Source organism: Pseudomonas sp. PS01303 (genome assembly GCF_029959385.1).
Classification (GTDB): Bacteria; Pseudomonadota; Gammaproteobacteria; order Pseudomonadales; family Pseudomonadaceae; genus Aquipseudomonas; species Aquipseudomonas rustica.
The window spans coordinates 1-14,134 of the sequence record NZ_JASCPK010000152.1 but is presented as its reverse complement, the minus strand read 5'-3'; the positions used below and the strand labels follow the sequence as shown (position 1 = coordinate 14,134).

The 14,134-nt window shown below is 59.9% G+C and carries 15 protein-coding genes; 9 read left to right on the top strand and 6 right to left on the bottom strand.

Features of this window, described 5'->3' with window-relative positions; all coding sequences use genetic code 11:
- Nucleotides 1-147 precede the first annotated feature (147 nt).
- Nucleotides 148-591, bottom strand: a complete 444-nt coding sequence (gene dksA, locus QMX93_RS26175; RefSeq protein WP_053123888.1) for an RNA polymerase-binding protein DksA — start codon at nt 589-591, stop codon at nt 148-150.
- 336 nt (nt 592-927) lie between these two features.
- Here dksA and QMX93_RS26170 point away from each other — a divergent pair, with 336 nt between their 5' ends.
- Complete coding sequence (locus tag QMX93_RS26170; protein WP_282358449.1) at nt 928-2,100, top strand: pyridoxal phosphate-dependent aminotransferase; 1,173 nt, start codon at nt 928-930, stop codon at nt 2,098-2,100.
- Nucleotides 2,100-2,813 (top strand): DNA/RNA nuclease SfsA, encoded by a 714-nt coding sequence (gene sfsA, locus QMX93_RS26165; RefSeq protein ID WP_159815135.1) that lies wholly within the window; start codon nt 2,100-2,102, stop codon nt 2,811-2,813. Before QMX93_RS26170 ends, sfsA begins: the two co-directional genes overlap by 1 nt.
- On the opposite strand, the gene QMX93_RS26160 is transcribed toward sfsA, so the two are convergent.
- Nucleotides 2,810-3,127 (bottom strand): Rieske (2Fe-2S) protein, encoded by a 318-nt coding sequence (locus QMX93_RS26160; RefSeq protein WP_159815134.1) that lies wholly within the window; start codon nt 3,125-3,127, stop codon nt 2,810-2,812. The genes sfsA and QMX93_RS26160 overlap by 4 nt on opposite strands.
- 165 nt (nt 3,128-3,292) lie before the next feature.
- Between QMX93_RS26160 and QMX93_RS26155 the strand changes: the two genes are divergently transcribed.
- Genes QMX93_RS26155 through QMX93_RS26140 form a run of 4 tightly spaced genes read left to right on the top strand, consistent with a single transcriptional unit; the run spans nt 3,293 to nt 6,839 of the window.
- Nucleotides 3,293-4,165, top strand: coding sequence for an ABC transporter substrate-binding protein (locus QMX93_RS26155; protein ID WP_282358448.1), 873 nt, complete (start codon nt 3,293-3,295; stop codon nt 4,163-4,165).
- A gap of 50 nt (nt 4,166-4,215) precedes the next feature.
- Nucleotides 4,216-5,199, top strand: a complete 984-nt coding sequence (locus tag QMX93_RS26150) for an iron ABC transporter permease (RefSeq protein ID WP_282358450.1) — start codon at nt 4,216-4,218, stop codon at nt 5,197-5,199.
- A complete protein-coding gene (locus QMX93_RS26145; protein WP_159815131.1) occupies nt 5,199-5,966 on the top strand; it encodes a heme ABC transporter ATP-binding protein in 768 nt (255 codons plus the stop codon). Before QMX93_RS26150 ends, QMX93_RS26145 begins: the two co-directional genes overlap by 1 nt.
- A 21-nt stretch (nt 5,967-5,987) precedes the next feature.
- Nucleotides 5,988-6,839, top strand: a complete 852-nt coding sequence (locus QMX93_RS26140; protein ID WP_282358447.1) for a ChaN family lipoprotein — start codon at nt 5,988-5,990, stop codon at nt 6,837-6,839.
- A 233-nt stretch (nt 6,840-7,072) separates the two neighbouring features.
- Here QMX93_RS26140 and QMX93_RS26135 read toward each other — a convergent pair whose 3' ends face one another.
- From QMX93_RS26135 to QMX93_RS26120, 4 genes are all read right to left on the bottom strand, one after another.
- Nucleotides 7,073-7,867, bottom strand: coding sequence for a cyclic nucleotide-binding domain-containing protein (locus QMX93_RS26135; protein WP_282358446.1), 795 nt, complete (start codon nt 7,865-7,867; stop codon nt 7,073-7,075).
- Nucleotides 7,868-7,872: 5 nt separating this feature from the next.
- Complete coding sequence (locus tag QMX93_RS26130) at nt 7,873-8,145, bottom strand: TfoX/Sxy family protein (RefSeq protein ID WP_053123870.1); 273 nt, start codon at nt 8,143-8,145, stop codon at nt 7,873-7,875.
- 284 nt (nt 8,146-8,429) lie between these two features.
- Nucleotides 8,430-8,774, bottom strand: coding sequence for a pentapeptide repeat-containing protein (locus tag QMX93_RS26125; RefSeq protein WP_053123868.1), 345 nt, complete (start codon nt 8,772-8,774; stop codon nt 8,430-8,432).
- Between the two features lie 91 nt (nt 8,775-8,865).
- Nucleotides 8,866-10,422 (bottom strand): bifunctional aminoglycoside phosphotransferase/ATP-binding protein, encoded by a 1,557-nt coding sequence (locus tag QMX93_RS26120; RefSeq protein WP_282358445.1) that lies wholly within the window; start codon nt 10,420-10,422, stop codon nt 8,866-8,868.
- A 117-nt stretch (nt 10,423-10,539) separates the two neighbouring features.
- On the opposite strand from QMX93_RS26120, the gene mrcB reads away from it, so the two are divergent.
- From mrcB to QMX93_RS26105, 3 genes are read left to right on the top strand one after another with little or no spacing between them, the layout of a single operon-like run.
- On the top strand, nt 10,540-12,864 hold the full coding sequence (mrcB, locus tag QMX93_RS26115; protein ID WP_212550780.1) for a penicillin-binding protein 1B: 2,325 nt from the start codon (nt 10,540-10,542) through the stop codon (nt 12,862-12,864).
- A gap of 16 nt (nt 12,865-12,880) precedes the next feature.
- A complete protein-coding gene (locus tag QMX93_RS26110) occupies nt 12,881-13,630 on the top strand; it encodes a hypothetical protein (protein WP_053123863.1) in 750 nt (249 codons plus the stop codon).
- Nucleotides 13,630-13,965 carry a YqcC family protein gene (locus QMX93_RS26105; RefSeq protein ID WP_282358444.1) on the top strand — a complete coding sequence of 112 codons (336 nt, stop codon included), beginning with the start codon at nt 13,630-13,632 and terminating at the stop codon, nt 13,963-13,965. Before QMX93_RS26110 ends, QMX93_RS26105 begins: the two co-directional genes overlap by 1 nt.
- Nucleotides 13,966-14,134: the final 169 nt, after the last annotated feature.

Here is a 14,134-nt window from a genome sequence, read left to right as displayed (position 1 = left end):
CGCGATAGCGGTGTGACATTCAACACCGATATTGACTGACCCACCGCTATCGCGAGCAGGCTCACTCCTACAAAAGGCAAAGGCAAAGGCAAAAGGCAGAAACAAAAACGGAGCGTTCGCACGCTCCGTTCTTCGTTCAGGTCGAGATTACTTGCCGACCTGCTTTTCCTTGATTTCCGCCAGGGTCTTGCAGTCGACACACATGTCGGCTGTAGGGCGTGCTTCGAGGCGCTTCACACCAATCTCGACGCCGCACGAATCACACCAGCCGTACTCTTCGTCTTCGATCAGTTGCAGCGTCTTGTCGATCTTCTTGATCAACTTGCGCTCGCGGTCGCGGGCGCGCAGCTCAAGAGCGAACTCTTCTTCCTGGCTGGCACGGTCGGCCGGATCCGGGAAATTCGCAGCTTCGTCTTTCATGTGGTCAACAGTGCGGTCGACTTCCTGCATCAACTCCTGTTTCCACTTGTTCAGAACCTTGGTGAAGTGCGCGCGCATCGGGGCGCCCATGTACTCTTCACCTTTCGCCGGAACGTAAGGTTCGAAACCGCTGATCGTGGTTTGCTGCTGTTGCTTTGCTTGGGTGGGCATGAAATGGACCGCCTCTACTCTTGTAATCCATTGCGCAGGATTGCTCCATCACCGACACCTGCCGGCCCTGCGGCTGCAAGCGGGCGAACTTACCAGATCAATTCGGCCCGCGCTACTCCCGGATGTCGAGGCCCCGGCGGGTGGCGCTTGTAAAAGTCAGGCAAGCTGTGTCTGGCGGTGGTGGAGACCTGTTCAATCACTGATTTTAGTCAATCCTGGAGCGTACGCTCGTATCGTTACAGTCCAGCGTTCTTGAGGCTGTGACCGCTGCGGGTTCTCGCTCGTTCCGGCAGATGGGTAGAATCGTCTCTTTTTTTCCGTTGAAGGAAAGGCCCAATGGCTCAGCCCTACAGTGCGCGCAGTCGTGCGATCGAACCGTTTCATGTCATGGCGTTGCTGGCGCGGGCCAATGAGTTGCAGGCGGAAGGCCACGACGTGATCCATCTGGAGATCGGCGAGCCGGACTTCACCACCGCTGAACCGATCATTCGCGCAGGGCAGGCGGCGCTAACCGCCGGGAAAACCCGTTACACCGCCGCGCGCGGTATTCCTGAACTGCGCGAGGCGATCGCCGGGTTCTATCAATCGCGCTATGGTTTGAACATCGATCCACGGCGGATTCTGATCACGCCGGGCGGTTCCGGGGCGTTACTGCTCGCCAGTGCGTTGCTGGTCGATCCCGGGAAACACTGGCTGTTGGCGGATCCGGGTTACCCGTGCAACCGCCACTTCCTGCGTCTGGTTGAAGGTGCGGCGCAACTGGTGCCGGTCGGGCCTGACGTGCGTTATCAACTGACCCCGGATCTGGTCGAGCGTCATTGGGATCACGACAGCGTTGGCGCACTGGTCGCCTCACCGGCCAATCCGACTGGCACCATCCTGACCCGCGATGAGCTGGCCGGGTTATCCAAAGCCATCAAGGCCAGACACGGGCATCTGGTGGTGGACGAGATCTACCACGGCCTGACCTACGGCACCGATGCGGCGAGCGTGCTGGAAGTCGATGACAGTGCTTTCGTGCTGAACAGTTTCTCCAAGTATTTCGGCATGACCGGCTGGCGACTCGGCTGGCTGGTGGCGCCGGACGCAGCAGTCAGCGAGTTGGAAAAACTCGCGCAGAACCTCTACATCAGCGCCCCGAGCATGGCCCAGTACGCCGCGCTGGCCTGTTTCGAACCGGACACCATCGCCATTCTCGAAGAACGCCGCGCCGAGTTCGGCCGTCGTCGCGACTTCCTGTTGCCGGCCTTGCGCGAGTTGGGTTTCAACATTGCCGTGGAGCCTGAAGGCGCGTTCTACTTGTATGCCGATATCAGCCAGTTCGGCGGTGATGCCTTCGCGTTCTGTCGACATTTCCTCGAAACCGAGCACGTCGCTTTTACGCCAGGGCTGGATTTCGGTCGCTATCAAGCCAGTCATCATGTGCGTTTTGCCTACACGCAAAACCTCCTTCGCCTACAAGAAGCGGTGGAACGCATCGCGCGTGGCTTGAAGAGTTGGCAAGGCTGATGCGCTTTTATCCAGAGCTTGAAGAAGCGCGACTGATCCGTCGTTACAAACGTTTCCTCGCCGATATCGAAACGGTTAACGGCGAGTTGCTGACCATTCACTGCCCGAACACCGGTTCGATGCTCAATTGTCAGGTCGAGGGCGGGCAGGTCTGGTTCAGCCGCTCCAATGACCCCAAACGCAAGTTGCCCGGTACTTGGGAAATCGGCGAAACCCCGCAAGGCCGCCTGTTTTGCGTGAATACTGCGCGGGCCAACGGCCTGGTCGAGGAAGCCTTGCAAGCTGGCGTCATCACCGAGCTAAACGGCTTTACCGCGTTGAAGCGTGAAGTCGCTTATGGTCAGGAAAAAAGTCGCATCGATTTTCGCCTCGAATACCCGAGCGGCCCGGCTTACGTGGAAGTGAAAAGTGTCACGCTGGGTTTCGACGGTACGCCGGTGGCAGCGTTTCCGGATGCGGTGACCCAGCGCGGCGCCAAGCATCTGCGTGAGTTGGCGCATCTGGCGCGGGACGGAATTCGCGCGGTGCAGTTGTATTGCGTCAATCTCAGCGGGATCGAGGCGGTGCGCCCGGCCAGGGAAATTGATTCAGCGTATGCCGAAGCGCTGCATGAAGCAGTCGCGTGTGGCGTCGAGGTGCTGGCGTACGGCGTGCGCTTGAGCCATGAAGAGATGGTTATCGACCGGCGCCTCGACGTGTTGCTCAACGGTTAAACATCGATCCACAGGCCTTGTGCGTCTTCGCGGCAAGGGATGACGGTGAGTGATTGCCCGGCGCAAGGCCCGGCCACGCATTCACCGTCCTCGATCAGAAACAGTGCGCCGTGGGTGGCGCACTGAATCAGGCTGTTGCTCGGGTCGAGAAACTGGTCGGGTTGCCATTCCAGCCCCACGCCCCGGTGCGGGCAGCGATTAAGGTAGACGTAGGCCTGGCCGCTGCGGCGCACGGCGAACAGCTTATTGCCGTCGATCTCGAAACCACGGCTTTTCGCTTCGGCCAGCTCGGCGCCTGCGCAGAGAAACTTCATGACTATCCTCTAGTGTCCGCTCGTGTCCGGATATGTCCGAGCTTGACGTTTAAATGCAAACAATTATCAAATGACGGCCTTCGTCCGCAGGGCGGCTGGCAGATGCCGAGGATACTTGGCCTGCCGTCCCGATGCCCGGGAAAACCACGTTCAAGGAAGCTGTGTATGCGCCTGAGTACCCGCGTTGCTGTGCTGTGTGTCGGACTTTTCGTCAGCCACCAGGCTGCAGCGGCTGATCTGCCGCAACGTTGGGTGAGTGCCGGCGGCGCGCTGTCGGAGTGGGTTTCGGCCTTGGGCGGCGAGTCGAAACTGGTCGGCGTCGACACCACCAGTCAGCATCCAGAATCTTTGAAAGCGCTGCCGAGCATCGGCTATCAGCGCAGCCTTTCCGCCGAGGGCATTCTCAGTTTGCGCCCGGACATTCTGATCGGCACCGAAGAAATGGGCCCACCGCCGGTACTGTCGCAAGTCAAAGCGGCCAAGGTGCAGGTGGAATTGTTCTCGGCGCAGCCGGATCTGCCGACGGTTGAGAAAAACGTTACCCGTCTCGGTCAATTGCTCGGCGCTGAAGCTCAGGCCAAACAACTGCTGGCAAGTTATCAACAGCAACTCGACGCACAAAAAGTGCGGGTTGCCGGCGCGCAGTCGAAACAGAAAGCCCCGGGTGTGCTGCTCTTGCTCGGCCATGCCGGTGGCAAACCGTTGATCGCCGGCAAGGACACCGCCGCCGACTGGCTGCTGCAACAGGCGGGCGGGCATAACCTCGCGACGCACACCGGTTACAAACCGTTCTCGGTGGAATCCCTTGCCAGTCTTGATCCGGAAGTCCTGGTATTCGCCGACCGTGCCTTGACCGGTGACGCGGCGAAAGCGGCGTTGTTCAAGGAAAACCCGATTCTCAATTCAAGCCGCGCGGCGAAAACCGGGCGGGTGCTGGAGCTGGATCCGACGCTGTTGGTCGGCGGCCTCGGCCCGCGCTTGCCGGCGGCGTTGAAAACCCTGTCTGACGGTTTCTACCCGGCCAAGAGCGGCCAATGACCACACTGGTCAAACCCCGCGGCTTGTTCATCGGCCTGACCCTCCTGTGTTTGCTGGCGATCTGGCTATCGTTGGCATTGGGGCCGGTCAGCCTGCCGCTGTTCGACACGCTGCGGGCGGCGTTGCGCCTGATCGGTGTGCCGCTGGCGCCGGACGGGCTGGAACAGGCTGAGCTGATTCTCGGGCAGATTCGTCTGCCGCGAACCTTGCTTGGTCTGGCGGTCGGCGGTGTGTTGGCGTTGTCCGGCGTCGCGATGCAGGGTTTGTTTCGCAATCCGCTGGCGGATCCGGGGCTGGTCGGTGTTTCCAGTGGCGCGGCGTTGGGCGCGGCGATCGCGATTGTCGGTGGTTCGTTTTTTGGCGGCATGCCGGAGTGGTTCGGGCCTTACCTGTTGTCGGTGTGCGCGTTCCTCGGCGGCCTCGGTGTGACGGCGCTGGTGTACCGACTCGGTCGCCGTAATGGCCAGACCAATGTCGCCACCATGCTGCTGGCGGGTATTGCCCTGACGGCACTGGCCAGTTCGGCGGTTGGACTGTTCACTTATCTGGCGGATGACGCGACTCTGCGCACGCTGACATTCTGGAATCTGGGCAGCCTCAATGGTGCGAGTTACGCGCGGTTGTGGCCGTTGCTGATCATCAGCGCCGGTGTTGCCTTGTGGCTGCCGCGTCGGGCGCGGGCGTTGAATGCGTTATTGCTCGGCGAGTCGGAAGCCGGGCATTTGGGTATCGATGTCGAGAAGCTCAAGCGTGAGTTGGTGTTCTGCACGGCGCTGGGTGTTGGCGCGGCGGTGGCGGCGGCCGGGATGATCGGTTTTGTTGGTCTGGTAGTGCCGCATCTGGTGCGCTTGCTGGCGGGGCCGGATCATCGGGTGTTGTTGCCAGCGTCGGTGCTGGCGGGGGCGAGCCTGTTGTTGCTCGCCGATCTGGTGGCGCGGCTGGCGCTGGCGCCGGCGGAATTGCCGATTGGTATCGTCACCGCGTTTATCGGTGCGCCGTTCTTTCTTTACCTGCTGTTGCGAGGACGTGCCTGATGCTGCGAGCGCACAATCTGCACATCCATCGCGGCCGCAAAACGGTGCTCAGCGAAGTTTCGCTGCAACTTGAACCGGGTGAAGTGCTTGGCGTGCTCGGGCCCAATGGTGCCGGTAAAAGTACGTTGCTCGGCGCCTTGTGCGGTGAATTGAAACCGAGCGAGGGCGAGGTGTCACTCGACGGCCAGGCGCTGACGCACTGGACGGGCACGCAACGGGCGCAACGTCTGGCCGTACTGCCGCAAGTGTCGACGCTGGATTTTGCGTTTCGCGTTGAAGAAGTGGTCGGCATGGGCCGCTTGCCTTATCAAAGCGGTCGAGTGCGCGATGACGAGATTATTGCTGCCGCGCTGGCAGCCGCCGATGCCGGGCATTTGAGCGGACGCAGTTATCTGGCGTTGTCCGGCGGCGAACGTCAGCGCGTGCATCTGGCGCGGGTGTTGGCGCAACTGTGGCCGGGGCAAGCCGGGCAAACGCTGTTACTGGATGAGCCGACGTCGATGCTCGATCCGCTGCATCAACACACCACGTTGCAAGCCGTGCGCGAGTTCGCTGATCGCGGCGCCGCCGTGTTGGTCATCCTGCATGATCTGAATCTGGCGGCGCGCTATTGTGATCGGGTGTTGCTGCTCGAAGGCGGGCGCCCGGTCGCGCTGGATACGCCGGAGCAAGTGCTGCGTCCGGACGCACTCAAAGCGGTGTTCGGTCTCGAAGTATTGGTGCAACCGCACCCGGAGCGTGGGCATCCGCTGATCATCGCCCGCTGAGTTTTTCATCGAGGTGAGTGCATGCGCGCAATCTGGTTGTTGGCGGTGTTGTGGTTGGCGGGGTGTCAGCATGTGGCTGTGGCGCCGCCGCCCGCTGGCGAAATTCTTGATCTGCGCAACGGTCAGGTGCTGACGGCGCAGCAATTGCTGATGCGACTGGCCGAGCCTGAGCGTGTGATCGTCGGCGAGCAACATGACAATGCCGATCATCACGCGGTGCAGTTTTGGTTATTGCAGGCACTTGGCGAGCAACGGCCGCAAGGCAGTCTGCTGCTGGAAATGCTCACGCCGGAGCAGCAATCGAAAGTTGATCAAGTGCGCCGTGCCGCTACGCCTCCTGCTGATCTTCCTGCCGCATTGGCCTGGCAGGACGGTTGGGACTGGAGTCTCTACGGGCCGATCGTTCGTTTCGCGCTCACGCAACCGTATCCGCTGCTGGCGGCGAATCTGGACACCGCCGAAATCCGCACCTTCTACCGTAACCCGCCGGTTTTAAAGGGTGAGCGCAGTAATGCAGCCCCAGTAAAAAGCACGTTGCTTGAGCAGATCAGTGATTCGCACTGTGGCCTGCTTCCGGAATCTCAAATGCCGGCGATGCTGGCGGTGCAGCAACAGCGTGATCGGCGTATGGCTGAACGTTTGCTGGCCGCGCCGACGCCTTCGCTGTTGCTGGCCGGTGCCTGGCATGCGCGCAAGGATGTCGGTGTGCCGGTGCATGTCGAGGATTTGGGTGCCACTGAAGCACCGACGGTTTTGATGTTGGCAGAGCAGGGCAGTGAGATGACTACGGCAATGGCCGATTACGTCTGGTTCACTCCTGTCACACCGAAGCAGGATTACTGCGAGCAAATGCGCAAACAGTTCGGCAAATGACTTTTCCACGGGCAAAAAAAGACCCGGTAAAAACCGGGTCAAATAACCGTGATTAGCCTGATGAGGAGATAATCTGAGAGTCCGAACCAAGGGCTTTTCAGAATATCGACTGATCTCGCGACCAGTTGTGATAATCATAGCGATTCTCATTACCGAGTCAACACCTGATTCCGGATTTATTTGATTTAGTCTGAGAAATGGCCGGAACGCCCCGCAAACAAAGGGCTTGAGCGTTAACCGTTGGTCGACGTCAATTGTGTGATCCGGCTGTTGAGCTGGCCGATGCGCCGCGCCATGCTCTCGATCAGGCTGTGAGCGATCTTTGGATTGCTGCGGGTCATGCTCAAAAATTGATCACCGGGGATCAGCATGATGGTACTCGGTTCGCGGGCGATCACCGTGGCGTTGCGCGGCTCGCGGGTGAACACCGCCATCGCGCCGAAAATTTCATCCTTGGGCACTTCGCCGACTTTCTGCCCATCAACAAACGCTTCGGCGTGCCCGTCGATGATCACGAAAACATGATCAGCGGCGTCACCTTGTTGAATCAGGATTTCGCCGGCCTCGACCCGTTTGAAACCATTGGTGCTACGAAACTCGCGCGGCTTCAGTTCTGCTACGGCGTGGGCCAGTATCGCGGTGTGCCCCAGCAGGTATTCGAGAAATTGCTCAGCCCGAGCGGGCTCTGCATACAAATGCTGAAATAGATCACGGCGCCGATAAGGCAGAAGACGCAGGGCGCCGTCACTGCTCAAGCGGCAATCCATCCAGGCTTCGCCACGTTGCAGACCGACCAAGTCGCCCTCCTGCCAATAGAACAGGGCTCGACCAGCGATGCTTCCGCTGATCACGCCATCGTTGAGCAGAAACAGCTGATCATTCGGCAGTCGCTCCAGCAAATCCTCAGTGGCCTCGACTTCAATCTCCAAACTGCACGGCTCAAGGCCTTGCAGCCATTGCGCTGGCAGACTCTGCAGCCGATTGATCAGCGCATCCACTGGCGCCGATTGTTCCCCCAGCAAATACATAACGGTCAGTTCTTGTGACGCGCGGAGATGGCGTCGAGCTGTTTGTTCAACGCGTCTTTGCGCTCGGCGGGAATGTCGTTCCAGTGCACGTCCATCAGCGCGCCTTCGATCGCATACAACAACACCTTCGATGCGCGAAACCCGCGGGTACGCACGGCCCGGTAGGCGTCCACCGCGCCCAGGCGACGCAAGTCCGAGGCGCTGTGGATGCCCACAGCATGCAGCCATTGCGCCGACGTCTTGCCAAGATTCTTCAGGTGTTGCAGTTCATCATTCATCAAGCCTCCTTGCGACGGCCGAACGGTGCGTGGGCGAGCTTCTCAGGAGTGTAGCCATCAGTAGGAAAAGCGTGGTTGTTTGGTCGGATTCGACGCAAAAGCTTCTAAGAAAGGGCGCTTGAAAGGGCTGCGAACGCAGAAAGGAGGGGAAAACACATAAAAGTAGGAGTGAGCCTGCTCGCGATGACGAACATCCAGACAGCACATTTGTTGAATATTGAACCGCTATCGCGAGCAGGCTCACTCCTACAGGAAATGTGCTGTGTCAGGGACTGATGAGTATGTCAGCGAGTGCGATAACGCAAACGCGTACCAAAATTCATCGACATCAAAATCTCGTCCGCACTCAACTCCGCCGGGAAATACGCCCCGGAAATCTGCGCATGAGCAAGGCTCGCCCCTTCAAGCGATGCATTACGGAAATCAATCCCGCGCAGATCAGCAGAACGGAAATATGCATCACGGAAGTCCACGCCATCAGCATTCAGCTCGCGCAGATCGAGACCGCGAAAATCGCCGCCGACCATGTCGATCGGGCCGTCCTGCGGGCGTTCCTTGTTGAAACCAGTGATGTCGTCTTTATGCAGCAAGGCATACAGCGGGGTGTCGAGAAGTTTCGGCTGGCTCATGTCACATCACCTGTTGGTTTTATGACGCCAGTATAGTGCCACTATTTGACGGCCGTGAAGCAAGCGAGGGCTTCACGGCCGAAATAGTTTCTTACAGGCCTGGCAGGCGTTGACGGATCTGTGCGACCACGGTGTCGAGGGTGCCGGATTCGTTGGTCTGCACGCGTTTGCTGCGCAGAATTTCTTCCGGCGTCAGCGCTTCACGATTGGCTTGTTGTGCTTCAATCACGGCCAGCGTGGCGTCGGACGGATCCTGTTTGTCGGCCTGACGAATCGCCAGCCAGCTCTCGATCACCGCTTGCGGCGCGTTGCAGTCGAGGATCAGGAACGGCGTGCCAGTGGCTTCAGCAATTTTCGCCGCGTTGTCACGTTGTTCGCGCTTGAGATAAGTCGCGTCGATAACCACCGGGAAACCGGCGTGCAGGATCACTTCAGCGATTTCATGCAGACGCGCGTAAGTCGCGGTGCTGGCGTCGGCGCTATAAATGCCGGCCTGTACATCATTGGCAACGGTTTGCTCGCCGAACAGACGCTTGCGCTCAACGTCGGAACGCAGGCGAATGGCGCCCAGTGCTTCAACCAGACGCATGGCCACGTGGCTCTTGCCGACAGCGGAAACGCCGTGGGTGATGGCCATGAAGCGCGAAGGAATGGTGCTGTAACTTTCCGCCAGGTTGGCGTAGTTGCGGTACTGACGCAGGGTGGTCGCGCGCTGCACCGGAGTCGCGTCGGCCGGCATGCTGAACAGCGCCACTTTTGCGCGAACCATTGCACGGTAGGCTTTATAGAAGTTCAGCACTTCCAGACCCTGGTAATCGCCGGTCAGCTCCAGGTACTGGCTGATGAAGCGGCGCGCGAGGGATTTCAGGCCACGGTCTTCCAGGTCCATCGCGAGGAAACCGGTGTCGGCCCAGACGTCAGTGAAACGGAAAGGCTCGTTGAATTCGATGCAGTCGAAGATCACCACTTTGCCGTCGATGACAGTAGCGTTGCCGAGGTGGATGTCACCGTGACATTCACGGGTGAAACCGTCGGCCTTGCGCTGGGTGAACAGAGGCTTGAGGCGCTCGAAGCTGCTTTCGGCCCAGGCTTTCAGCGCGTCGAGTTGCAGCAGGTCATTTTTGTCGCTGAGGAACGGCAGGATCTGTTCGAAGTTTTGCGACACCGGCGCCATCACGCTTTCCGGGGTGCCAGCATCGTGTTCGGCCGGGACTTTTGGCGCGCTGAGGTGGAAGTGCGCGATCTGCTGCGCCATCTCATCAATGTGCTGGGTGGTCAGCTCGCCATTCGCTTGCAGGGTGCCGAGCAAACCGGTCTGCGGGAACTGGCGCATTTTCAGCAGGTATTCGATGGCCGGGCCGTCACCGCCCAGTTGCGGTGCTTCGACGCTGCCGGTGACTGGCAACACTTCCAGATACAAATCATCGGTCAGGCGCTGGTTCAGGCGCAGTTCTTCGGCGCAAAAGTGCGCGCGCGATTCGAGGCCGGTGAAGTCGAGGAAGCCGAAATTCACGGGCTTCTTCACTTTATAAGCAAACGGACCGGTGAGGATTACCCACGAGATGTGCGTTTCGATGACCTGAAACCCTTCGACAGGGTGCGGGTAGAGGGCCGGGTTTTGCAGGGCAGCGATCAGTGACTGGCTCACGGGCGATCCTTCAGAGAGGGGGGAAATTCGAGGCGGCTATTATGGCCGCTCGCCAGCCTGACGCAAACCTCGGAGCGCTCCTGTTGAGGATGAATAAAGTGCGTATAATCCGCCGCCATGACTCGAACTCGATCTCCCCGTACCAAGAAAAAACCACCTTCCAAGGGCCTTAGCCCGTGGTTGAGCTGGGCCATTAAACTCAGTCTGGTCGGCCTTGTCGTGCTGGCCGGCTTCGCCGTTTACCTCGATGCCGTGGTGCAGGAGAAGTTCTCCGGCAAGCGCTGGACCATCCCGGCCAAGGTTTACGCGCGCCCGCTTGAGCTGTTCGTCGGACAGAAGCTCAGCAAGGACGATTTCCTCACTGAACTCGATGCCCTCGGCTATCGCCGCGAAGCCGTGAGCAACGGCCCCGGTGCTGCTGCGGTCAACGGCAACACGGTTGATCTGAACACCCGTGGCTTCCAGTTCTATGAAGGCCTGGAAAAACCGCAACCGGTGCGCGTGCGCTTCTCCGGCGATTACGTCGCCGAGTTGTCGGCGACCAACGGTTCCAAGCTGTCGGTGGTGCGTCTTGAACCGCTGATGATCGGCGGCATTTATCCGAAAAATCTCGAAGACCGCATTCTGATCAAACTTGATCAAGTGCCGCCGTACCTGCTCGAAACCCTGGTGGCTGTCGAAGACCGCGATTTCTACAGCCACTGGGGCGTGTCGCCGAAGTCGATTGCCCGCGCTGTCTGGGTCAACACCTCGGGCGGCAAAATGACTCAGGGCGGCAGTACGCTGACCCAGCAGTTGGTAAAAAACTTCTACCTGACCAGCGAACGCAGTCTGACCCGCAAGCTCACCGAAGCGATGATGGCGATGCTGCTGGAGCTGCATTACGACAAGAAAGAAATTCTTGAGGCCTACCTCAACGAAGTGTTTGTCGGTCAGGACGGTCAGCGTGCGGTGCACGGTTTCGGTCTGGCCAGCCAGTTCTTCTTCGGCCAGCCATTGTCCGAGCTGAAGCTGCATCAGGTTGCGCTGCTGGTCGGCATGGTCAAAGGTCCGTCCTATTACAACCCGCGTCGCAACCCGGAACGCGCACTTGAGCGTCGTAACCTGGTGCTCGACGTGCTTGAGCAACAAGGTGTGGCGACCGCCGAGCAAGTCGCAGCGGCGAAGAAAATGCCACTGGGTGTGACCACCCGCGGCAAACTGGCCGACAGTTCCTTCCCGGGCTTTATCGATCTGGTCAAACGTCAGCTGCGTGAAGACTATCGCGACGAAGACTTGACCGAAGAAGGCCTGCGGATCTTCACCAGTTTCGACCCGATTCTGCAGATGAAGGCGGAAGCCTCGGTCAACGACACTTTCAAACGTCTGTCCGGGCGCAAAGGCTCCGACGATGTTGAAGCGGCGATGGTCGTGACCAACCCGGAAACCGGCGAAGTGCAGGCGATGATCGGCAGCCGTCAGGCCAGTTACGCAGGCTTCAACCGCGCGCTCGATGCCGTGCGGCCGGTGGGTTCGTTGATCAAACCGGCGGTGTACCTGACCGCGCTGGAAAAACCGAGCAAGTACACGCTGACCAGTTGGCTGTCGGATGACCCGTTGTCGGTCAAAGGCGCGGACGGTCAGGTGTGGAAACCGCAGAACTACGATCGTCGCTCCCACGGCACGGTGTTCCTCTATCAAGGTCTGGCGCATTCCTACAACCTGTCGACCTCGCGTCTGGGTCTGGAAGTCGGTGTGCCGAACGTGCTGAAAACCCTCGGGCGGCTCGGCGTAACCCGTGAGTTCCCGGCGTTCCCGTCGATGTTGCTGGGTGCCGGCGGCATGACCCCGATCGAAGTGGCAACCATGTACCAGACCCTCGCCAACGGCGGTTTCAACACGCCGATGCGCGGGATTCGCAGCGTATTGACCGCCGAGGGCGAACCGCTCAAGCGTTATCCGTTCCAGATCGAGCAGCGTTTCGATCCGGCGTCGATCTACCTGATCCAGAACGCCATGCAGCGCGTGATGCGTGAAGGTACCGGTAGCTCGGTTTACAACGTCTTGCCGAAAACCCTGACGCTGGCGGGCAAGACCGGTACCAGTAACGATTCGCGGGACAGCTGGTTCGCCGGTTTCAGTCAGGATCTGCTGGCTGTGGTCTGGTTGGGTCGCGACGATAACGGCAAGACGCCGTTCACCGGCGCCACCGGTGCGTTGCAGGTCTGGACCAGTTTCATGCGCAAGGCCGACCCGCTGCCGCTGGACATGCCGCAACCGGACAACATCGTTCAGGCGTGGGTGGATTCGCGCACCGGACAAGGCTCCGATGCCAACTGCCCGGGCGCGGTGCAGATGCCGTATATTCGCGGCAGCGAACCACCACCCGGCGCCGCGTGCGCAAGCGAAACGCCTGCTTCCGGCGAGTCGGTGATGGATTGGGTCAAGGGCTGGATGAATTAAGCAAAGAGGGTTTCAAGTGAACAAGTGGTTGATTCCAGCGGTGACCGCCGTGGCTTTGCTCAGCGGCTGCTCTACCGTACAGCGTGGTTCAATTCCGGTGGTTGATTCCGGGACTGCGGTGTCCAACAGCGAACGCATTTCGGCCAATGGCGGTTTCCGTCAAACCACGGTGAAGCGTCCTGCGCAGGGCCAGACTCAGGCCATTCCGCAGGGTGATACCGGCGTGGTGGTGATGGTTCCGGGTGGCGGCGCTGCCGTGTCGACGCCGATCAGCTCTTCGCCGATCGTACCGGGCCCGGCGTCCGGCGGTATCACGGCGGGGCCTTACAACCCTGCGCCAGTCGAGTCGGCGCCGGTCAATACCGGCACCTACAACATGCCGTCGACGCCGAGCGGGATTCCGTCGGCCAGCAGCGGCGGCGGTTTATCGGCTGACGAGCAACTGGACGGTCCGGTGCTCGCCTTGCTGACCACTGCGCAACAGCAACAGGCCGGTGGCGACCTCAACGGTGCGTCCTCCAGCCTCGAGCGTGCGCAACGTGTCGCGCCGCGTGAGCCGCAAGTGCTTTATCGCCTCGCGCAGGTACGCATGGCTCAAGGCGATGCACCGCAAGCCGAGCAGTTCGCCCGTCGCGCCCTGACCATGGCCAATGGTCGTCCGGATCTGCAGGCGAGCCTGTGGGAATTGATCGCGCAGTCCCGTGAGAAACAAGGCGATTCCGCCGGCGCCGCTCAGGCCCGTCAGAAGGCCAAGGTTTCGCTGTGATGGATGCACGTTTCCCGAAAATCGCCGATCAGCTGTTGCTGATCGAGCGCGAACTGCGCACACAGGGCTGGTGGGATGAGGTGCAGCCGTCGGCAGAAGCCTTGAGCAGTGTCGAACCGTTTTCGGTCGATACGCTGGACTTCGAACAATGGCTGCAATGGATCTTCCTGCCGCGCATGAAAATGATCCTCGAGCAGGATCTGCCACTGCCGAATGCCTCGGGCATTCAGGAAATGGCCGAAATGGTCTTCGCCCAGCGCAACCTGGGTGGCAAGGATCGTCAGTTGCAGGTGCTGCTCAAAGAGTGCGACCTGCTGATCACGGCCTCACGTTAACCCCCGATCCTTTTCGGGGCCCGGTAACCCCGATCCTGTCGGCGTGTACACCGGAAACTGTAGGAGCTGCCGAAGGCTGCGATCTTTTGATCCTGTTTTAAAAACAACATCAAAAGATCGCAGCCTTCGGCAGCTCCTACACATATCTATTCACAATTCTGTGCAATCT